The following is a 20,584-nucleotide window of genomic DNA, read 5'->3' as shown; positions in this document are numbered from 1 at the left end:
CCGTAAGGATGTGAAGCAACGTGAGTATTTTGATCGATAAAAATACAAAAGTCATTACGCAAGGCATTACGGGTTCAACGGGAATGTTCCATACGAAGGGCGCATTGGATTACGGAACCCAGATGGTAGGCGGTGTTACGCCAGGCAAAGGCGGGACGAATGTGGATATCACGCTGGAAGATGGCCAAGTCGTGAGTCTTCCGGTATTCAATACGGTACAAGAAGCGAAGGAAGCTACAGGTGCAACGGCGAGCGTGATCTACGTACCACCAGCGTTTGCTGCCGATTCCATTATGGAAGCTGTTGACGCCGAGCTTGATCTCGTGATCTGTATTACTGAAGGTATTCCTGTCCTTGACATGGTGAAGGTAGACCGTTTCATGGAAGGCAAAAAGACTGTTTTGATCGGACCGAACTGTCCTGGTGTTATTACACCGGGTGAATGTAAAATCGGGATCATGCCTGGCTATATCCACATGGCTGGACATGTTGGCGTCGTTTCCCGTAGCGGAACCCTCACATATGAAGCTGTTCATCAATTGACCACACGTGGTATCGGACAGTCTTCAGCTGTAGGAATCGGGGGAGACCCGGTTAAAGGTTCGGAATTCATTGATATTCTCAAACGTTTCAATGAGGATCCTCAGACTCATGCTGTCATCATGATCGGTGAGATCGGTGGTACAGCAGAGGAAGATGCTGCAGAGTGGGTACGCGATAATATGACCAAACCGGTTGTTGGATTTATCGGTGGTGTTACAGCGCCTCCAGGCAAACGGATGGGTCATGCAGGTGCCATTATCTCAGGAGGTAAAGGTACAGCGAAGGAAAAAATCGCGAAGCTTGAATCCTGCGGTATCAAAGTTGCGCCAACGCCAGCGGAGATGGGCTCCACGCTGGTGAGCGTGCTCGAAGAGCGCGGTATTTTAAATTTGTGCACGACACATTAATTCTTTTCCATTATAATAGTAGAAACGGTGCGGAGATATTATTCCTCTCGTAACCGACTATTGTGATACGGAAAAGGTAAGCAACCTTTTGTCCTCAAACAGGGCGAAGGGTTGCTTTTTTGCGTTGTATTACTTGCCAAATGAGGGTGCCGAATAGCTCCCTACAAAGTAAACGCTTGCATTCTGTCGTCACAACCTACACAATATGAGGGAAGTGTTCTTCCCGTTCGGGAGGCTTATAGGGTGGAAAAAAGCTGGATTCTGTTTGGTTTGCATGAAATGGATGGTGTTGGGAAGAAAACGATCTCGAAATTGATGACAGGGCAGCACAATCTTCCGGATTTACTTCATTATGAAGAAGGAGATTGGGTTCAAGCCGGGATGCGTAAAGATCAGGCAAACAGGCTGGCGAAAAGTTTCGATGCAGATTGGATTGAGCAAAGGCGTGAAGCGGTTTATAAACAAGGAATTCAGGTTATTACCTATCTGGATGAAGAATACCCCATATTAATGAAGGAAACCGTTCAGCCACCTTGGGTTATGTACGGCCGCGGAGACATGGATCTGTTACATACAAAGGCGATTGCGATGGTAGGAACCCGAATGCCAACGGTGTATGGGCGCAAAGTGGGAGAGAAGCTGACGGCAGATTTCTGTCATGCAGGGTTGACCATTGTAAGTGGTCTTGCCCGAGGGATTGATAGCACCTGTCATGAGGCCGCTCTTCGCGCAAAAGGTAAAACTATCGCAGTTTTTGGCACAGGAATTGATAAGATCTACCCACCAGAAAACAAGAGATTAGCTGAGCAAATTGCTGAAACGGGTCTGTTACTGTCGGAATATCCGCCAGGCACACGTGCTCATCAAGGACTATTTCCGGAGCGTAATCGAATTATTGCTGGCTTGACCCTCGGAACGCTGGTTGTTGAAGCGGATATCCGAAGTGGCTCTCTTATTACTGCAGATGCAGCGCTGGAGGCAGGGAGAGATGTATTTGCTGTTCCGGGCCCCATTACATCACCCAAGAGTCGGGGGTCACATAATCTGATTCGTCAGGGGGCAAAATTGGTCACTTGCGCGGACGATCTGCTTGAAGAGTACCGAATGGACTTGCCAAATCCCGAACAACTTCCTTACAATAGAGGACGTTCCCCAGAAAAGGGAGAAGGTTACGATCCGGATATGTTTCCTAAGGTGAATCTCTCATCTGATGAGAAACGGATTATCTCCATACTGGAGCAGGACGAGAGATCTTTGGATCAACTTGTAGAGCAGCTCGGTTGGGATTTTGGACATTTGCATTCAGTTCTGTTATCTTTAATCATAAAAAAACAGATTAGCCAATTACCTGGAACCAAATATGCAAGGGTATGACAATGCTGTGACCATGCGGCATGTGAAAATAGATTATTAACGGAAGTTATTTAATTGCTGACAAGCATGACAAGGAACAAGCAGTTTCATGACTGAGAGGAGGATGAACCTATGGCGGATTCACTCGTAATCGTGGAGTCGCCCTCAAAGGCGAAGACAATAGGCAAATATTTAGGCAGCAAGTTCATCGTGAAGGCTTCGATGGGACATGTGCGCGATTTGCCGAAAAGTCAGATCGGCGTTGAGGTGGAAAATGATTTTAATCCGAAATATATTACGATCCGCGGCAAAGGTTCGATATTGAAAGAACTGAAGGATGCACGAAAGAAAGTGAAAAAAGTGTACCTCGCAGCTGACCCGGATCGCGAAGGCGAGGCTATTGCATGGCATTTAGCTCATGCACTTGAACTGGATGACACGGAGGATTGCCGAGTTGTTTTCAACGAAATTACGAAGCAGGCAGTCAAGGATGCGTTCAAAACACCGCGCAAGATCAACATGGACTTGGTTAATGCACAGCAGGCCAGACGTATTCTGGATCGGCTTGTTGGATATAAAATCAGTCCTCTATTATGGAAGAAAGTCAAAAAGGGATTGTCCGCTGGGCGGGTTCAGTCCGTGGCAGTCAAAATCATTTTGGATCGCGAGAATGAAATAGACGACTTTGTTCCAGAGGAGTACTGGAGTATTACGGCGAAGCTGACCGCAGACGGCAATCCGTTCGAAGCGAAGTTCCATCAATTAAACGGTGCTAAAACCGAACTGGGAAGCGAAGCTGAAGTACAAGCTATTTTGAAACAAATTGAGGGTGCGGATTTTACGGTCAAAGAAGTGAAAGAGAAAGAACGCAGCCGGAATCCATCCGCTCCGTTTACGACAAGTTCTTTGCAGCAGGAGGCTGCACGGAAATTGAATTTCAGGGCTTCCAAAACGATGTCGGTTGCTCAACAGCTCTATGAGGGTGTAGACCTCGGAAAAGAAGGCACAGTGGGTCTCATTACGTATATGCGTACAGACTCCACCCGGATCGCGGCATCTGCTCAGGAAGAAGCCAAGGAATATATTATTGGCAAGTACGGTGAAGCATTTGCACCCGAGACGCCAAGAAACTATTCCAAGAAAGCAGCCAATGCGCAGGATGCCCACGAAGCTATTCGTCCTACATCCATTTTGCGTGACCCTGATTCCATAAAATCATTTATGAGCCGTGATCAGTTCAGACTGTATAAACTGGTATGGGAGCGCTTCGTGGCCAGTCAGATGTCTTCCGCTGTCCTCGATACACTTTCTGTGGATATCGCAGCTGGAGATACCACTTTCCGTGCAGCAGGCTCCAAAGTTCGCTTTCAGGGCTTCATGAAGGTTTATGTGGAAGGAAACGATGATGGTACTACGGAAGAAGATCGTTTGCTGCCTCCACTAAAAAGTGGAGATCTGCTAGGGAAACAGGAGATTGAACCGAAACAGCACTTCACACAACCGCCGCCGCGGTATACGGAAGCAAGACTCGTACGTACGCTGGAAGAGCTGGGCATAGGGCGTCCAAGTACATATGCACCAACCCTGGAGACCATTCAGAAGCGTGGATATGTGGCAATCGAAGAGAAAAAATTCATGCCGACCGAGCTTGGAGAACTGGTCATCGAGCAGATGGAAGAGTTTTTCCCCGAAATTCTGAATGTAGAGTTCACTGCCAATATGGAAGGTGATCTGGACCATGTGGAAGAAGGTTCGGAAGACTGGGTCAAAGTACTAGCGGAATTTTACGAGTCATTTGAGAAAAGGCTCGAGTTCGCAGAAGAAGAAATGAAAGAGATTGAGATTGAAGATGAAGTCTCGGACGAAATCTGCGAAAAATGCGGCAAGCCGCTTGTGTACAAACTGGGTCGGTTCGGCAAGTTTCTTGCGTGCTCCGGATTTCCGGATTGTCGGAATACCAAACCGATTATTAAGGATATTGGCGTAACTTGTCCGAAATGCAAGGAAGGACATGTGGTCGAACGTCGTAGTAAAAAAGGACGCATTTTCTATGGATGCGACAAGTATCCGGAGTGTGACTTTGTATCTTGGGATAAACCGTCGGCCAAACCTTGTCCAAGTTGTGGTTCCCTCATGGTTGAGAAGCGAAACAAGCAGGGGACACGTTTGCAATGTACATCCTGTGACCATCAGGAACCGGTCGAGGAGCCGGAAGAAGAAACAGCGGATTAGCATATATGGGGGTAAATGATTTTGACGAATGAACAAGTAGTAACGGTAATTGGTGCTGGGCTGGCAGGAACGGAAGCAGCTTGGCAAATTGCAAGTCGCGGTGTACGTGTGAAGCTATATGAGATGAGACCGGTTGTAAAAACACCGGCTCATCATACCGATAAATTTGCAGAACTGGTGTGCAGCAATTCGCTGCGTGCCAACGGTTTGACCAATGCAGTTGGTGTACTGAAGGAAGAAATGAGAATGCTGAACTCCCTGGTACTGGGTGCAGCCGATCGAAATGCAGTTCCGGCGGGAGGGGCACTTGCTGTTGACCGCGATGGATTCTCGGGAGAGATCACTTCCACGCTTCATCAGCATCCACTCATCGAGGTGGTCAATGAAGAACTGACATCCTTGCCAGAGGATGGTATCGTTGTTGTTGCTACCGGCCCACTGACTTCACCTGCATTATCGGAACAAATCAAGGCGCTGATGGGCGAGGAATACTTCTATTTCTACGACGCAGCTGCTCCGATTATTGAAAAAGACTCCATTGACATGAACAAGGTATACCTTGCTTCCCGCTATGATAAAGGAGAGGCAGCTTACCTGAACTGTCCGATGACAGAAGAAGAGTTTGATATCTTCTATGATGCTCTGATTACGGCAGAGGTTGCCCAATTAAAAGAGTTTGAAAAGGAAATTTACTTCGAAGGCTGCATGCCAATTGAAGTCATGATGAAGCGAGGTAAACAAACGGCTCTGTTTGGTCCGATGAAACCTGTTGGTCTCATTAACCCGCATACAGGGGAGTTGCCACACGCAGTGGTACAGCTCAGACAGGATAACGCAGCAGGAACCCTGTATAACCTGGTTGGATTCCAGACCCATCTGAAATGGGGAGAACAGAAACGGGTATTTTCTCTAATTCCGGGTCTGGAGAATGCGGAGTTTGTACGTTATGGTGTTATGCACCGCAATACGTTCATTAATTCTCCAAAATTGCTGCGTCCGACGTATCAGTTCAAGGAACGTCCAAATCTGTTCTTTGCAGGACAAATGACAGGTGTGGAAGGGTATGTTGAATCTGCGGCTTCAGGTCTCATTGCGGGTATGAATGCAGCCAAAGCGGCACTTGGACAGGAACTTGTAGTATTGCCTGTAGAGACAACGCTGGGCAGTATGGCACAGTATATTACTACGGCTGACTTCAAACACTTCCAACCGATGAATGCAAACTTTGGTTTGCTGCCAAAATTGGAGACGAAGATCCGTAACAAAAAAGAAAAAAATGAAGCTCTTGCACAGCGCGCTTTGGATGGTATTGCCCGTTTTGCTGTTGCAGAAGGTCTAACCGTTCCGGGACGCGTATAAATTAGTTTCGTGGGAGGAGGCTGAATCATGGATATGTCATTTCATGCTACAACCATCTGTGCAGTTCGTCATAATGGCAAGGCAGCGATTGCCGGAGATGGTCAGGTGACCATGGGACAAAGTGTTGTGATGAAAAATACGGCCAAAAAAGTAAGACGTCTGTACCGGGGCCAGGTAGTGGCTGGTTTTGCTGGTTCAGTAGCAGATGCCATTACATTGTTCGAAAAGTTTGAGGGTAAGCTGGAGGAACATCACGGTAATTTGCAGCGCGCTGCGGTGGAGCTTGCCAAGGACTGGCGGCAGGATCGGATTTTGCGCAAGCTTGAAGCACTGCTCATCGTTATGGATAAGACAGGAATGCTGCTCATCTCGGGCGGTGGGGAAATTATTGAGCCGGATGACGATGTCATTGCGATCGGTTCTGGTGGGAACTTCGCCCTGTCTGCTGCACGTGCATTGAAACGTCATGCAACAAACCTGGAAGCCAAGGACATTGCTCGTGAGTCATTGCAGGTTGCTGCAGAATTATGTGTGTATACCAACAATAATATCATTGTAGAAGAACTGTAAGATAACCCCGCAAACTGAAACATAGAGCATGGCCGTCAGGGCTATTCCTATCAATTTGCGGGGTTATCCCTAATTTTGATAACATATTTCTATGCAGGATTTTAAGTAGACTGGTAGGAGGGAAGCGAAATGCAAACACAGGCGTTAACACCAAGACAAATCGTTGCAGAGCTTGATAAGTATATTGTAGGTCAGAAACAGGCCAAAAAATCGGTGGCTGTTGCCTTACGCAATCGATATCGCCGAAGCCTTTTGCCAGAGCATACGCAGGATGATATTGTGCCTAAAAACATACTGATGATTGGACCGACAGGTGTTGGTAAAACGGAAATTGCCCGCCGTCTGGCTAAACTGGTGGGAGCCCCCTTTGTAAAGGTGGAGGCAACGAAATTTACGGAAGTCGGTTATGTTGGTCGTGATGTTGAATCCATGATCCGTGACCTGATTGAAACGTCCATGCGTATGGTCAAGCTGGAACGGACTGAACAGGTAAAAGACAAGGCTGAAGAAGCTGCCAATGAACGCATCGTACATATCCTGGCTCCTTCCCAATCCAAGTCCAAAAATCAACGTAACCCGTTTGAAATGATATTTGGCAACAACGGAAATAACACACCCGAGCAGGAAGAACCTGAGCCGGACACGAATGTCGCAGAGCGGCGTCGCAAGATCAAGTTCGATCTATTATCCGGCAAGCTGGAAGAAGACATCATCGAGATTGATGTGGAGGATACTGCTCCGAACATGATGGATATGTTTGCAGGTCAGGGGAATGACCAGATGGGCATGAACATGCAGGAGATGTTTGGGAGTCTGCTGCCGCGACGCACCAAGAAACGCAAACTGGCGATCAAGGAAGCGCGTAAAGTTCTGATCCAGGAAGAAGCAAGTAAGCTGATCGACATGGATGATGTTACGCAAGAGTCCATTCGCAGAGCTGAACAGACGGGTATTATTTTTATTGATGAAATCGACAAGGTAGCCAGCCAGGGACGCGGGAGCGGCCCGGATGTCTCTCGTGAAGGCGTTCAGCGGGACATTTTGCCTATCGTGGAAGGTTCTACTGTGATGACCAAGTATGGGCCTGTTAAAACGGATTATATTCTGTTTATGGCAGCTGGGGCATTCCATGTGGCTAAACCCTCGGATCTAATCCCTGAACTTCAGGGGCGTTTCCCAATTCGCGTGGAGTTAAACAGCCTGTCCCTGGAGGAATTTGTATCTATATTGACGGAACCTAAAAATGCGTTAACCAAGCAGTATGTCGACTTGCTGCGTACTGAAAATATTGAAATTGAGTTCTCGGATGAGGCCATTCGTGAGATTGCCAAGCTTGCTGAATCCGTAAACCAAAATACGGAGAACATTGGAGCTAGACGACTGCATACGATTCTTGAGAAACTTCTTGAGGATTTGTCCTATGAGGCTCCTGAGCTCACGCTGGAGCGAATGGTCATTACTCCGGAGTATGTGCGTGAGAAACTGAACGATATTGCACAGGACCGTGACCTGAGTCAATATATTCTGTAAATAGACTTTTCTCTGGAAACAGCAGTAATCTTATAAGAAGGAAGTTTAATGGCGGTATTCACTGTTTAAGTAAAAGTGAGACGAACTACTCGATAAAAGGAAATGGTTCCTGATCGGTTGGCGAGTGCTTATCTTTACGGCAGATGAATACTGCCTTTTTTTGTTCCAGACTAATGGATTTTCATAGAAAAGCCGATAAAAAGATTGAAGTTGCATTTATAGCACTGAAAAAGTAGGACTTGTGCCGCAGTTATCAGGATTTGAAGTCGAATGAATCCAAAATGATCATGTGTGCGAATGGAACAATTACCAATATAAGGTTGTCTGTTTTATCCAAGTCTGGTTATCGGTTTAATTACATTGTCGACGAAAGTTGCGCAAATGCGCAAAAATTTGAGAAGAGCATTAAGTTGATACAGTAAAATGTTTTCGTTGACTTCCAGGTGTGAAGGGATTTTCAATTGTTAAAAAAGTGTTGTGTCATATCAAGGTAAACAAGTAAAGCAAGAAAGTTAGCCTGTCAATAATTTAATTAACAGAATGGTTTCCTGTAGAATTATGATGGATAAAAACCTTGTTACAACGGCAAATATTGCTAACACAATTAAGAGAAATTTTCCCAATTATGAATACAGTTGATGAAGTGGCGGTAGGAATAAGATGGGAGAGCCAGCTGTAAATTTTAAGAATGTTTAAGCGTGTGTTTTGTAGATGTGAACTCAAATTTGTTTTGGGACTCAACATTTGCGAAAAAATTCATAATTTGCAGAAAATACACAAAAAGCCCTCTCTTTCAGAAAAGATAGGGCTTTTTTCTTATTGTAATAAATGCCAATCTCGAAGAAACTTATGTTATACGACAACATCAGAGTTAATTCTACTTAAGTCCTAGAAAAACGCGAAAAGGCGAATGTTTTTGTCGAAAAACATAAGCGAATTTAAGGGGAAGAGATTCAATCTTTTTCCATAATTTCTAAGGAGAGGAGGGAAATCGTGAATCTTTTGAATGATATTAGCTTTAAAAGATTACAAGGTGCACTCGATGCGTCCAACACCAGACAACAAACGATTGCAGACAACATTGCGAATGCGGACACCCCGTATTACAAGCGTTCTGACGTTTCTTTTGAAGAAATCCTAAAGCAACAAACGGATGGAGATATGCCAGTTCTCAAGGGGAAAGTAACGGACTCAAGGCATTTTGTCATAGGACCTTCCTCTTCCGTTCCTACACCTGTAGTAACAATGGATCATTCGACATCGATGAATAATAACCAGAATAATGTCGATATCGACAAAGAAATGAGCCTTCTGGCGGAGAACCAGTTGCGTTACAACGCTTATATTCAACAAGTGAATGAACAGATTAAAATGATGCGTGTTGGAGTGGAAGGGAGATAACTTAGGTGAATATCAGTAACAGTTTTAGCATTAGCTCCTCGGCCCTGACAGCCCAACGCTTGAGGATGGACGTCATATCTTCAAACATCGCTAATGCAGAGACGACTCGCGCCAGTGTATCCAATGGCGAAGCGGTTCCCTACAAAAGAAAAATGGTAGTGCTCGAACCAAACAAAACTTCGTTTAGCAGTATCCTACAAAATCAGATGGGCAATAAGGCCTCTGGTGAGGGAGTTAGAGTGTCAGAGATTCGTGAAGACCAGTCTCCTCTGAAACCTGTATACGATCCTTCTCATCCAGATGCCAACGCCGAAGGTTATGTGTACATGCCGAATGTGGATATTGCGAAAGAGATGGTTGACATGATCTCAGCATCTCGGTCCTACGAAGCGAACGTAACAGCATTAAATTCAACCAAAGCAATGATAACAAAAGCTTTAGAGATCGGAAGATAGATAACGGTAATGAGAAAGGTTTTTAACATGAATAATGGGATAAAGGGGAGGGACATTGATGATTCAGAACAACATGTTTAACACACAGGTAGTTCAACCGTTGCAGATGCAAAATGCTTCCGTTAGCAAAACATCAACACCAGCCGAAACTATTCAGAGCTTCGGTACATACTTACAAGAGGCATTGGGGTCTGTGGCAGCGCAGGAGACGCAGGCACATGAAATGTCTAATCAATTTTTATTGGGGAATGTGAACGTGGATCAGGTAATGATCGCTTCAGAACAGGCCCTGTTGAGTCTGCAACTCACGTCGCAAGTCCGAAACAAAGTAGTCGAGGCGTATCAGGAGATTATGCGTACGCAAATGTAAAAAAAAGCATGCTTGCGCTTCGATAACAGCGCTGATCATTACAACAAGCAGCTGCGATGCTGCTCCTGAGTAAAGTCTTGTACTTTTGTAATAGAAGTACTTTGATTGCTCGGGACAGACTAAGCAAAGTTTCGGATGGGGTGACAGAGTGAATGAGAGAATTGCCCAGTACAGGGATAAAGCAACCCAGTATTGGAATAGCTTCAGCAAAAAACAGAAAGTATTACTGATTTCCACCTTTTTATTTTTAATTCTGGCAGCGGTTGTACTAACCATGCAACTGTCCAAAACAGAATATGAAGTGGCATTTACCGATTTGAATTCCAGTGATTCTGCAGGAGTCATTAACTACTTAGATTCATCAAGTATTCCCTACAAATTAAGTGCAGATGGGAAAACCATATCGGTACCGAGCACGGATGTTGCACTTGCAAAAGTCAACATAGGATCACAGGGAATTATTCAGAATGGTTCATTAGGATATAAATCATTCGAGGAGTCCTCATCCCCGATCGGGATGACAGACAAAGAGTTCGATGTGAAGTACAACAATGCGATTAACGGAGAAGTTGAACAGTTACTCCAGCGCATGCAAGGGATTCAAGATGCAAAAGTCCTGGTCAATATGCCGAAAGATAACATCTTTGCTGGCCTGGAAGAGCAAGACAAAGCATCCGCTTCCGTAGCATTGCAGTTTAAACCGGGATATCACCCGAATCAGGCAGCGGTGGATGGATACTTTAACTTGGTAAAAACTGCTATTCCCAACCTGCCGATTGAAAATATTACGATCACCAACACGGATGAAGCCGAGTTGATTCCAACTGCTCGTGGGGGCAGCGGTGGATTATCCTCTGAAGTCCAGGAAAACATGGCTTTGCAGAAGAAGTTCGAAAATGACGTACGCAACAATGTAAAACAGTTTCTTTCTCAAATCGTAGGCGAAGACAAAGTGAATGTGCTGGTCGCTTCCAAGCTCAACTTTGATAAAGTGACAAGCAAAGAGAATCTGGTTACACCAGTCGATGAAGAAAACATGAAGGGCATCGAGATCAGTGTGCAGGAGATTCAAAAGAGTTATACAGGTGCGAGTACTCCAACAGGCGGTGTCGCAGGCACAGGTCAAGAAGAAGTTCCAGGGTATCCTTCAGCGGATGCAACGGGGAATTCTACTTCTGAGGAATCATCAAGCACTGTAAACTATGAAGTCAATCGAATTGCCAAAGATATCATTTCCAGTCCTTATACTGTAAAAGACTTAACCATTAACGTAGCAGTTGAACCACCTGAAGGGCAAACAGAATTACAACAACCTGTCCAGGATGCAATTGAAAATATTTTGGTGAATATCGTTCGAGCTTCACTTGCAGATTCAGGTGATGTAATTACAGACGCTGATCTGACCAAGAAAGTTTCGGTTATCTCCCAAGGTTTCCAGACTGCAGCCGCTGCAGACACAGGATTCCAGCTTTCGACAGGCATGATGTGGGGCGTAGGAGCATTGGTGGCAGCGTTAATCGCAGCAGTCGTTATCCTCCTCGTACGCCGTCGACGCAAACAAAACGAAGAGGAAGAAGAAGAGATTCCTCTCCCAGTAGCAACAGAGTTCCCGTCCATTACGTTGGACAGTGTAACGAATGAAAGTCAAGTGCGCAAACAATTGGAGAGTTTGGCGAAGAAAAAGCCAGACGAATTCGTCAATCTGCTGCGTACGTGGCTGGCTGACGAATAGAGGTGAACGCATTGGCAAAGGCAAGCAGTCAAGGTTTGACTGGAAGACAAAAAGCAGCAATTTTGTTAATAACACTAGGTCCGGAAGTGTCGGCACAAATCTTCAAACATCTGCGTGATGAGGAGATTGAACAATTAACATTGGAAATTGCGAATGTTCGCAAAGTTGATGCTTCCGAAAAAGATATGATTATGGCTGAGTTTCACCAGATCTGTCTTGCTCAGGAATACATTTCTCAAGGCGGTATTACTTACGCGAGAGAAATTTTGGAAAAAGCACTCGGATCGCAAAAAGCACTTGAAGTTATTAATCGTTTGACAGCTACGCTGCAGGTTAGACCATTTGATTTTGCACGCAAAGCGGATCCAAACCAAATACTAAACTTTATTCAAAACGAAAGTCCACAGACGATTGCCTTGGTACTATCCTATCTGCAATTTGAGCAGGCAGCAGCAATTCTATCATCGTTGCCTCAGGAGAAGCAGGCTGATGTTGCACGAAGAGTCGCTGTCATGGACAGCACATCCCCTGAGGTTATCTCTCAGGTGGAACGTGTATTGGAACAAAAGCTGTCGTCAACGGTTACACAGGATTATACAAATGCAGGCGGTATCGAGTCGATCGTACAGATTTTGAATGGAGTCGACCGGGGTACGGAGCGTACCATTCTGGACTCTCTGGAAATTCAGGATCCGGAACTTGCCGAAGAAATCAAAAAGCGCATGTTTGTATTCGAAGATATTGTCAATGTGGACGATCGTTCGATTCAGCGTATCATCCGCGATATCGACAACGCGGACTTGCAGCTTGCACTCAAAGTGGCGAGCGAAGAAGTTCGGGATGCCGTGTTCCGCAACATGTCCAAACGGATGTCCGAGACATTCAAGGAAGAGATGGAATTTATGGGACCTGTTCGGCTGCGTGATGTGGAAGAAGCCCAGACTCGTATCGTAGGAACGATCCGCAGACTGGAAGAAGCTGGTGAAATCATTATCGCTCGCGGCGGAGGAGATGATATCATTGTCTAATTTGATTAAATCTTTCCAGTATGTGCCGGTTGATGACCGCAAACGTCTTGAAAATCATCATCATTATGGTGGAGCTGAAGCCGAGGGAACGGATAGTGAAGTAGAAGGCGCAGAGGCAGAGGCGTTACAGGCCCGTGTAGACGAAGAAACTAAGCGTCTGACTGCGGAGATGCTGGAGGATGCCAAGGAGTTTGCAGAAAAGCAGGTACGCGAAGCTTCCGAGGAAGCCGAACGAATGCTTAAAGAAGCCCGTGAGCAGATCGATAGCTGGTGGCAGGAACAGCGTCAGCAGGATGAACATTTAATTGAAGCGATGCGTTCACAAGGTTTTCAGCAGGGTTTTGATGAAGGCAAAGTACAAGCTGAACTGGATCTCCAAGTGCAGATCGAACAGATGATGAAAGAAGCTCAGGAAGTACTTCAAGAGGCTTATGTAGCAAAAGATCAAATTATTCAGGAAGCAGAGCCTTTCCTTGTGGATCTGGCATGCGGAATCGCAGAGAAGGTTATTGATAAGCAGCTCACTGTCGAACCGGAGCATACTCTCGAATTGATCCGTCAGAACCTGTCACGGAAACGTGAACAAGGAATGATTGCTTTGTGTGTAGCTCCAGAGCAATTTGCTTTTGTACAGGCTGCGCGTGAAGAGTTGTCCTTATCCATCGACTCACAGGCCGAACTTCAAATATTGCCTGATGCAACGGTGAAAGACAAAGGGTGTGTCATTCGCTCGTCTTTTGGCAGCGTGGATGCCCGTATTGATACACAACTATCCGAGATTAAAAAAGAACTGGTCCGCATAGCACTTGAGGATGAGGGGCGAAAAAATCAACATGAAGGTTCTTAGTTCACAGCGTTATATTGAGCACTTACGCCAGTTTGATCCTGTTCGGGTTAATGGTAAGGTCACTCAGGTTATCGGGCTTATGGTCGAGTCCGAAGGACCTGACGCTAGCATCGGTGACGTATGCTACATCTACCCGGGTAAATCGGAGAAACCGATTCAAGCCGAAGTCGTTGGTTTCCGGGATAACAAAGTGCTGCTGATGCCTTTGGGTGAATTGCAATCGATTGGTCCGGGGTGCGATGTCGTAGGTACCGGGAAGCCGCTTGGAGTTCAGGTTGGTTCAGAGCTGCTGGGTAAAGTGCTTGATGGGCTTGGACAACCTCTGGATGGTTCCCTGCTGCCTTCAAGGATGCCGATGTTCTCAACATCAAATAAACCTGTGAATCCGATGGAACGGCCGCGTGTACTGGAAACCATGAGTGTAGGAGTCAGAGCGATTGACGGTCTGTTGACTGTTGGTAAAGGTCAGCGGGTTGGTATTTTTGCCGGATCGGGTGTTGGTAAAAGTACATTGATGGGCATGATTGCCCGCAATACGGCCGCTGATGTAAATGTTATAGCACTTGTAGGTGAACGGGGACGCGAGGTTCGTGATTTTATTGAACGTGATCTCGGGCCGGAAGGGCTTGAGCGCTCGGTCGTCATAGTCGCAACTTCTGACCAACCGGCATTGATTCGAATTAAGGGGGCAGTCATTGCCACCACGATAGCGGAATATTTCAGGGACAGAGGCATGAATGTCATGTTGATGATGGATTCCGTTACTCGTTATGCCATGGCTCAGAGGGAAGTCGGACTTGCTGTAGGTGAACCTCCAGCGATGAGAGGTTACACACCTTCCGTATTTGCGAGTTTACCTAAATTGCTGGAGCGTGCGGGAACTGGACCAACTGGTTCCATAACAGCATTTTACACGGTGCTCGTTGATGGTGACGATATGAATGAACCAATTGCGGATGCGGTTAGGGGTATTCTGGACGGTCATATTGTACTGAATCGATCCATCGCGAACAAAGGACATTTCCCTGCAATCGATGTGTTAGCGAGCATTAGTCGCGTCATGAAAGATATCGCGCCTGAAGAGCAGCTGGAAGCCGTTAATAATATGAAGCGATTGATGGCCGTATACAAAGAATCCGAGGATTTGATCAACATTGGTGCGTATCAAAGAGGCTCGAATGCAGCAATTGATGAAGCAATGGATCAGATCGAAAGCATATGGAACTTTACCAAGCAAAAAGTGGATGAAAAAGTAACACTGAGTGAAGTGCAGGAACGTTTGATTCTTGAATTTGCAAGGAGATGAAAGGTTAAACGATGAAATTTCGATATCATTTCCAAAAGGTAGTTGACCTGAAAAGCAATGAAAAAACACAAGCGGAGTGGATGTTATCCACAGCAATCGGCAAACTTCAAACAGAAGAAGAACACCTTTTACAACTTATGAATGATAAAAACGAACTGATTAGTGTCATTCAATCCGCAACGGAGAGCACTGCTTCTGTATCCAGTCTGCAAGAAATGCAGCGGTACGTGTATCACCTGGATGAGTGCATTACTAAAAAGAATACAGATGTTAAACACGCTCAGGTCAATGTACAGCGAAATCAGACGTTCTTGAACGGTAAGATGGTTGATGAAAAAGTGTGGCTTGAAGCGAGAGACAAAGCCAAGATCAAATTTCAGCAGGAGATGCTCCTCCGGGAACAGAACGATCTGGACGAGATGGCTACTGTACGCTTCGCTGCAAAGGCCGGACGCGCAATCTGATGTGCTTCGCAAGCGAAGTTGTCTCGTGAAGGAGGAATCAAATAATGGCTGTTAAAGACACAGATATCGAGAAAGAGTCAGGTGGCGGTTGGGAAAAGTTTCTAATGATTTCGATTCCCATTGTCTTCACCGTCGTACTGCTCGGTGTGCTGCTCACCTTATTTAATGTAGATATTCGCAATAACATGCTTGAGCTAGCTAACAAAGTTCCGGTAGTCAAGGATTGGGTGCCTGATCCTGTACTGGATCCAGAAAAAGAAAAGCTGGACGAAAGCGAAAAACAAGTGGAGAGTGCGGAAGCAACAATCGAAAAGTTAAAGTCTCAGGTAGCAGCCAAAGAAACAGAGCTTCAAACAGCAAAAGAGGCTGCTTCAACAGAAGCAAAAAAAGCAAGCGATCTGCAAGCGAAGTTGGATGAAGCGGAAAAAGCAGCGGAAGCTGCAGCCGCTGAGGTTCCAGAGAGCGAGTCTGATTATCAGAAACAGATTAAGGATTTGGCCAAAATGTATGCAGACATGAGTCCTAGCAAAGCGGCGCCGATTTTACAGAACATGACGAATGAAGAAATGGTGCTGCTTCTGAGTGCAATGCAGTCGACTGCTCGTACGAAAGTTTTGGAGAAAATGGATCCGAAAACGGCTGCAGATGTCACGATGATGATGAAGGACGCGAAACCATCCGGAGATTTGGCATTGGATGCTTTGCAATCCAGATTGAAGAAAGAAACGGCAGCGACTACCACTACGTCAACTACCAATTCGAAAAATCTGGACAAAACCCAGCTTAGCCAAACGTTCTCTTCAATGTCAGCCTCAAGCGGGGCGAAATTGCTTCTGGAGACATATAAACTCAGTCCAGATAAAACATTGACCATTTTGAATTCAGTAGACGATGCTACACGCTCACAATTACTTGAGAATATGTCCACAGAGAATTCAGCTGAAACAGCGAAGATCTTAAACCGGTTAATGGGCAATAAGTAAGGTAGAACGATCTTAATCCGAAAGGAGGTGAAACATATGTCAATCGTATATCAAATGACTTCTGCATCCTCTTCAAAGACAACAGGAGCAGCACAAACTTCGTCTGGAACGCAATCTAAAGGTGCGGTTACAGGGAACAATGGTGGATTTTTGCAAACACTGGCACAGTCATTGAATAGTTCCATTTCGGAAGAAAGTAACTCGGCTACTGCTGGAGGTTTAATTGTAAATCCGTTAGCTATAACCCTTGCAACTAGTGAAGAAGGGGAAGAAACGTCTCTTACAGCTGTTCTGGACTCGTTGTTTGGTGGCTTGGATTCACTGGATGAAGCTCTGGAAAATGACCCGACATTACTGGCAGAATTGCAAAATCTGATTCAACAGATGTATGCCCAATTAAAAGGTGCTTCTGTTGAAACTGAAAATGCGGGTGAAACCGTAAATGCGCAAACAACCGTTAACGCTACTGCGGTGATGGATCTTACCGAACACCCAGCTGCAGTTCGCTTTGTGTTACAGGATGTACTTACTCAGATGGTTGCAAGTATGACTGAACCAGATAGTCCTATAGCCAAAAATACAGCTGAGTTTAAGCAGTTGCTTCAAACCCTTCAGAATCAGTTACAGGAGGCTGGAGTTGATCTGAGCAACAACAAAGGATGGACAGATCTTAAAACAATCGTTGATTCCATGGATACATCAAAAGATCAAGTTGTACAGAGCAAGGCTACTCCATCTACGGAAAAAGAGTTGACTGCAATTTCGTCTTCTAATAACGGGCTTAAAGTGACAGGTGAAGCAGATGCCGATACCTCGTTGACTGCAAGTGAAGGTGGAGAAATGGATCATTCGAAAGTCATTACAGCCGGGGAGTTATCCATGCGTACTTCGGGTACAACGGTAGCTAAGCCAGCTGAACCTGTAATGCAAGCCTCACAGTTTGCAAAAGAAATGACGCAATTTGTGGTGAATAAGCTGGATATCGTACAGCAAAAAGGATTTTCAGAAGCTACGATTTCGCTTCGCCCAGAACATCTGGGTAAGCTGGATGTACAGATTACCTTGCAGAACGGACAATTGGTTGCACGCTTCATGACAGAACATGCGATGGCGAAGGATATGCTTGAACAGCAAATGACCCAGCTTCGTACCTCGCTTCAATCCCAAGGTATTCAAGTGGAGAGAATCGAAGTCACTCAGAGCAGCTCCCTAGGTTCAGAAATGTATCATGACGGCGGACGCCAGCAAGGAAATAACTCGCAGGATCAGCGCCGTTCACGGGAACGTGAAGAGCAAACGGATGATGCAATAATTGCGGCAAACCTTCAGGAAGAACTGCGAAATTGGCGTAGTGAAAATGAGGACGGAAACGACTTCCAAGGAGGCTCGTTTACTGCTAAAGCTTAACTAGAAATGAGGTGAAAATATTGGCTACTGAAATTGTTTCTACTAATAATACATGGCCGAACTACTCGGCTTCGAACACGGCAACAACCAGTGCAGCTACCAAGGAGTTAGGGAAGGATCAGTTTCTTAAAATACTAATTACCCAACTTCAAAATCAGGATCCGATGCAGCCTATGGAGGATAAGGAATTTATTGCTCAAATGGCCCAGTTCAGTTCGGTTGAACAGCTTGTTAACATTTCGTCCCAACTCAAAACGCTGAATCAGTCTCTTGGTGCGGTTTCGAGCATGATCGGACGAGAAATTAGCTGGCTTTCTTCTAATAAAGAAGACAACGGAACGCTTCGTCAGGGGATTGTAGATTCAATTATCGTACGGGATGGTGTGCAGTACGCTAAAGTGGGCGAAGACGAAATTGAGCTGAATGAAATTATTCAGGTTTCGAATCCTGCTCAAATCGAAGATGAAGAATCCCAGGCTCAGAGTACTGCAGATGCTTCAGCACCAGTGAATGAAAGCGAGGAAGCTGAAACATCAGTTCAAGATCGTGGGAACACGTTATGAGTGAACGAATAACGGTAGGACAACTATATTCTGGCCCAGTAACACCTAACTTGCTTAATCGTGCTAAACAGAGCGAAACAACAATCACTCCTGAAAGACCTTTTGCCCAAGTGCTTGAGGACAATCTGTTGAAGCTTAGCAACCATGCTGCCAAAAGATTGGAACAGCGGGGAATTGAGCTGAAGAGTGAGCAGATGCAGCAGATTGGAACTGCACTCGACAAGGCTGCGGCCAAAGGTGCAAAAGAATCTCTAATCCTGATGCAGGATATGGCCTTTATCGTCAATGTTAAAAATCGCACTGTAGTCACGGCTATGGATAGTGAAAGCATGAAGGATAATGTGTTTACACAAATAGATAGTGCAGTAATCATATCTTGACCGGCTGGCCCTTCTTGGGAGCCGGAACACCGCTGACCGACTGACGCGGTAACCAAATTAAGGCTGGGAGGATTTTTTTAAATGTTGAAATCAATGTACTCAGGCGTTTCCGGTATGAGGGGTTTTCAAACAAAACTGGATGTAATCGGTAATAATATCGCGAACGTGAACACTGTTGGCTTCAAGGGAAGCCGTGTCATGTTCAAAGATATTATGAGTCAAACCACGGCGGGAGTAACAGCGCCTGGAGATGAAAACGGTGGTGTAAATGCGAAGCAAATCGGTTTGGGTGTATCCGTCGGTTCCATCGATACGCTGCATCTTGCGGGCAGTCCAATGACCACTAACAATCCAACCGACCTGCGTCTTAACGGTGATGGTTTCTTCCTGGTAACGCTTGGCGGAGAGCAAGAAGTTCCTTTCTTGACTCGTGCAGGAGATTTCCATGTTGATGCTAACCGTAACCTTGTAACTTCAGATGGTTTGTTCGTTGTGGATAGTGGTGGCGAGCCTATTACTCTGGATGATACAGTAGTTTCTTTCACCATTGGTCAAGATGGAATCATCAACCAAACGATGGATGATGGTACAACTGAAGCTGGTGCACAACTGGGGATTGGTAAAGTAACCAACCCGGAAGGTCTGGAAAAAATCGGTGGTAACTTGTACCGCATTACTGCAAATGCCAATGCTGATGGCGAATTCGAAATAGTAACTGCCAACAGCACCGAATTTGGAACAGGCGCGGTGATCGCTGGCCAACTGGAAATGTCCAATGTGGATTTGACGGGTGAATTTACAGAGATGATCGTCGCTCAACGTGGTTTCCAGGCGAACTCACGGATCATCACAACTTCTGATGAAGTGCTTCAGGAAGTTGTTAACCTGAAACGTTAATGGCTGATTAGCAATTTTTAATGCGTGGGGGAGCTTGCTCCTCCACATTGATCGAGAGGGGGCTTAGCATGATTTCGGTTACGCGGTTAAATGGTTCTCCCATGTGGTTAAATGCGCTGATGGTAGAGATTGTAGAAGAAACGCCGGATACGTATATTACTCTGGTAACTGGGAAGAGACTGATTGTCCTTGAAAAGGCTGATGAAGTCATTTCCAAAATCAAAGATTACAACCGTGAAATCGGGGTTCAGGCAGCCACTATTAAAGTGCAGCAAACGGAGGAATCCTGATGAAAAAGATGATGCCCTGGCTGGCAACGATATTGCTTGCCATAACACTCATTGTGGTGGTTGTGTTTGTATTTATGCAAGGACAGACGGGTAATAAAGCTGAAACAGATGTAGCTTCGGCTGCTGAAGCCAAAAAGATGACTGCTGATGAAATTGTCGAGGTTACTTCCGAGATTACCGACATCAAAACCAATTTGGCAGACACCAATCACATTGTACAAGTCAACCTGGCTTTTAAACTGACTGATGCTACAGCAAAAGAAGATTTCGAGAAAATTAAAGAAATTACCGTAAAACCAATCATTGTTCAGACATTTGCGGATGCACAGCCAGAAGAATTAAAAACAGCCAAGGGACGTTCTCAGTTTAATGAAAAACTGACAAAACTGATCAATGAAGCATTGCCTGAACCAAAGCTGAGCAGCACGAACTTTACTTATTTTTTGATGGCATCAATGTAATGAACA

The 20,584-nt window shown here is 45.5% G+C and carries 21 protein-coding genes; all 21 read left to right on the top strand.

Going from position 1 to position 20,584, the window contains the following annotated elements:
• The first annotated feature begins 20 nt into the window (after positions 1–20).
• A complete protein-coding gene (sucD, locus tag ABGV42_RS09955; RefSeq protein WP_347381526.1) occupies positions 21–950 on the top strand; it encodes a succinate--CoA ligase subunit alpha in 930 nt (309 codons plus the stop codon).
• Between the two features lie 243 nt (positions 951–1,193).
• Entirely contained in the window at positions 1,194–2,324 is a 1,131-nt protein-coding gene (dprA, locus tag ABGV42_RS09950) for a DNA-processing protein DprA (protein ID WP_347381525.1), read from the top strand.
• A 111-nt stretch (positions 2,325–2,435) separates the two neighbouring features.
• On the top strand, positions 2,436–4,535 hold the full coding sequence (gene topA / locus ABGV42_RS09945) for a type I DNA topoisomerase (protein WP_347381524.1): 2,100 nt from the start codon (positions 2,436–2,438) through the stop codon (positions 4,533–4,535).
• A 15-nt stretch (positions 4,536–4,550) separates the two neighbouring features.
• A complete protein-coding gene (gene trmFO / locus ABGV42_RS09940) occupies positions 4,551–5,894 on the top strand; it encodes an FADH(2)-oxidizing methylenetetrahydrofolate--tRNA-(uracil(54)-C(5))-methyltransferase TrmFO (RefSeq protein WP_431523607.1) in 1,344 nt (447 codons plus the stop codon).
• A 27-nt stretch (positions 5,895–5,921) separates the two neighbouring features.
• Positions 5,922–6,464: an ATP-dependent protease subunit HslV gene (gene hslV / locus ABGV42_RS09935; RefSeq protein WP_095287838.1), complete on the top strand. Its 543-nt coding sequence runs from the start codon at positions 5,922–5,924 to the stop codon at positions 6,462–6,464.
• Positions 6,465–6,593: 129 nt separating this feature from the next.
• A complete protein-coding gene (gene hslU / locus ABGV42_RS09930) occupies positions 6,594–7,994 on the top strand; it encodes an ATP-dependent protease ATPase subunit HslU (protein WP_347381522.1) in 1,401 nt (466 codons plus the stop codon).
• 993 nt (positions 7,995–8,987) lie between these two features.
• Positions 8,988–9,395 carry a flagellar basal body rod protein FlgB gene (gene flgB, locus ABGV42_RS09925; RefSeq protein ID WP_095287836.1) on the top strand — a complete coding sequence of 136 codons (408 nt, stop codon included), beginning with the start codon at positions 8,988–8,990 and terminating at the stop codon, positions 9,393–9,395.
• Between the two features lie 5 nt (positions 9,396–9,400).
• Entirely contained in the window at positions 9,401–9,850 is a 450-nt protein-coding gene (gene flgC / locus ABGV42_RS09920; RefSeq protein ID WP_239298949.1) for a flagellar basal body rod protein FlgC, read from the top strand.
• Positions 9,851–9,908: 58 nt separating this feature from the next.
• Complete coding sequence (fliE, locus tag ABGV42_RS09915; RefSeq protein ID WP_347381521.1) at positions 9,909–10,220, top strand: flagellar hook-basal body complex protein FliE; 312 nt, start codon at positions 9,909–9,911, stop codon at positions 10,218–10,220.
• A 148-nt stretch (positions 10,221–10,368) separates the two neighbouring features.
• Positions 10,369–11,952, top strand: a complete 1,584-nt coding sequence (gene fliF, locus ABGV42_RS09910) for a flagellar basal-body MS-ring/collar protein FliF (RefSeq protein ID WP_347381520.1) — start codon at positions 10,369–10,371, stop codon at positions 11,950–11,952.
• Between the two features lie 11 nt (positions 11,953–11,963).
• Positions 11,964–12,980 (top strand): flagellar motor switch protein FliG, encoded by a 1,017-nt coding sequence (gene fliG / locus ABGV42_RS09905; protein ID WP_095287832.1) that lies wholly within the window; start codon positions 11,964–11,966, stop codon positions 12,978–12,980.
• Entirely contained in the window at positions 12,973–13,827 is an 855-nt protein-coding gene (locus ABGV42_RS09900; RefSeq protein ID WP_347381519.1) for a FliH/SctL family protein, read from the top strand. Before fliG ends, ABGV42_RS09900 begins: the two co-directional genes overlap by 8 nt.
• Positions 13,814–15,133 (top strand): flagellar protein export ATPase FliI, encoded by a 1,320-nt coding sequence (gene fliI / locus ABGV42_RS09895; RefSeq protein WP_347381518.1) that lies wholly within the window; start codon positions 13,814–13,816, stop codon positions 15,131–15,133. The genes ABGV42_RS09900 and fliI overlap by 14 nt, the downstream gene beginning before the upstream one ends.
• Positions 15,134–15,144: 11 nt before the next feature.
• Positions 15,145–15,597, top strand: a complete 453-nt coding sequence (gene fliJ, locus ABGV42_RS09890) for a flagellar export protein FliJ (RefSeq protein ID WP_193721930.1) — start codon at positions 15,145–15,147, stop codon at positions 15,595–15,597.
• A gap of 44 nt (positions 15,598–15,641) precedes the next feature.
• Complete coding sequence (locus ABGV42_RS09885; RefSeq protein WP_347381517.1) at positions 15,642–16,580, top strand: MotE family protein; 939 nt, start codon at positions 15,642–15,644, stop codon at positions 16,578–16,580.
• 36 nt (positions 16,581–16,616) lie between these two features.
• Positions 16,617–17,987 (top strand): flagellar hook-length control protein FliK, encoded by a 1,371-nt coding sequence (locus tag ABGV42_RS09880; RefSeq protein ID WP_347381516.1) that lies wholly within the window; start codon positions 16,617–16,619, stop codon positions 17,985–17,987.
• 20 nt (positions 17,988–18,007) lie between these two features.
• Positions 18,008–18,550 carry a flagellar hook capping FlgD N-terminal domain-containing protein gene (locus ABGV42_RS09875; protein ID WP_347381515.1) on the top strand — a complete coding sequence of 181 codons (543 nt, stop codon included), beginning with the start codon at positions 18,008–18,010 and terminating at the stop codon, positions 18,548–18,550.
• Positions 18,547–18,930, top strand: a complete 384-nt coding sequence (locus tag ABGV42_RS09870; RefSeq protein ID WP_347381514.1) for a TIGR02530 family flagellar biosynthesis protein — start codon at positions 18,547–18,549, stop codon at positions 18,928–18,930. The genes ABGV42_RS09875 and ABGV42_RS09870 overlap by 4 nt, the downstream gene beginning before the upstream one ends.
• Before the next feature lie 81 nt (positions 18,931–19,011).
• Positions 19,012–19,827 (top strand): flagellar basal body rod protein FlgG, encoded by an 816-nt coding sequence (gene flgG / locus ABGV42_RS09865; protein WP_095358621.1) that lies wholly within the window; start codon positions 19,012–19,014, stop codon positions 19,825–19,827.
• A 68-nt stretch (positions 19,828–19,895) separates the two neighbouring features.
• Positions 19,896–20,117, top strand: coding sequence for a flagellar FlbD family protein (locus ABGV42_RS09860; protein ID WP_024630220.1), 222 nt, complete (start codon positions 19,896–19,898; stop codon positions 20,115–20,117).
• Complete coding sequence (locus tag ABGV42_RS09855) at positions 20,117–20,578, top strand: flagellar basal body-associated FliL family protein (protein WP_095287823.1); 462 nt, start codon at positions 20,117–20,119, stop codon at positions 20,576–20,578. Before ABGV42_RS09860 ends, ABGV42_RS09855 begins: the two co-directional genes overlap by 1 nt.
• The last annotated feature ends 6 nt before the right edge of the window (positions 20,579–20,584 follow it).

The sequence above is a fragment of the Paenibacillus pabuli genome, assembly GCF_039831995.1.
GTDB classification, from domain to species: domain Bacteria; phylum Bacillota; class Bacilli; order Paenibacillales; family Paenibacillaceae; genus Paenibacillus; species Paenibacillus pabuli_C.
This window is presented reverse-complemented; position numbering and strand designations above follow the sequence as displayed.

What these genes read in the sequence shown, in the direction of transcription:
- flgG (WP_095358621.1), top strand. Translation starts at nt 19,012, where the DNA reads ATGTTGAAATCAATGTACTCAGGCGTTTCCGGTATGAGGGGTTTTCAA.
- fliJ (WP_193721930.1), top strand. Translation starts at nt 15,145, where the DNA reads ATGAAATTTCGATATCATTTCCAAAAGGTAGTTGACCTGAAAAGCAAT.
- ABGV42_RS09880 (WP_347381516.1), top strand. Translation starts at nt 16,617, where the DNA reads ATGTCAATCGTATATCAAATGACTTCTGCATCCTCTTCAAAGACAACA.
- trmFO (WP_431523607.1), top strand. Translation starts at nt 4,551, where the DNA reads ATGATTTTGACGAATGAACAAGTAGTAACGGTAATTGGTGCTGGGCTG.
- fliE (WP_347381521.1), top strand. Translation starts at nt 9,909, where the DNA reads ATGATTCAGAACAACATGTTTAACACACAGGTAGTTCAACCGTTGCAG.
- ABGV42_RS09885 (WP_347381517.1), top strand. Translation starts at nt 15,642, where the DNA reads ATGGCTGTTAAAGACACAGATATCGAGAAAGAGTCAGGTGGCGGTTGG.
- topA (WP_347381524.1), top strand. Translation starts at nt 2,436, where the DNA reads ATGGCGGATTCACTCGTAATCGTGGAGTCGCCCTCAAAGGCGAAGACA.
- ABGV42_RS09860 (WP_024630220.1), top strand. Translation starts at nt 19,896, where the DNA reads ATGATTTCGGTTACGCGGTTAAATGGTTCTCCCATGTGGTTAAATGCG.
- ABGV42_RS09870 (WP_347381514.1), top strand. Translation starts at nt 18,547, where the DNA reads ATGAGTGAACGAATAACGGTAGGACAACTATATTCTGGCCCAGTAACA.
- hslV (WP_095287838.1), top strand. Translation starts at nt 5,922, where the DNA reads ATGGATATGTCATTTCATGCTACAACCATCTGTGCAGTTCGTCATAAT.
- hslU (WP_347381522.1), top strand. Translation starts at nt 6,594, where the DNA reads ATGCAAACACAGGCGTTAACACCAAGACAAATCGTTGCAGAGCTTGAT.
- fliI (WP_347381518.1), top strand. Translation starts at nt 13,814, where the DNA reads ATGAAGGTTCTTAGTTCACAGCGTTATATTGAGCACTTACGCCAGTTT.
- ABGV42_RS09855 (WP_095287823.1), top strand. Translation starts at nt 20,117, where the DNA reads ATGAAAAAGATGATGCCCTGGCTGGCAACGATATTGCTTGCCATAACA.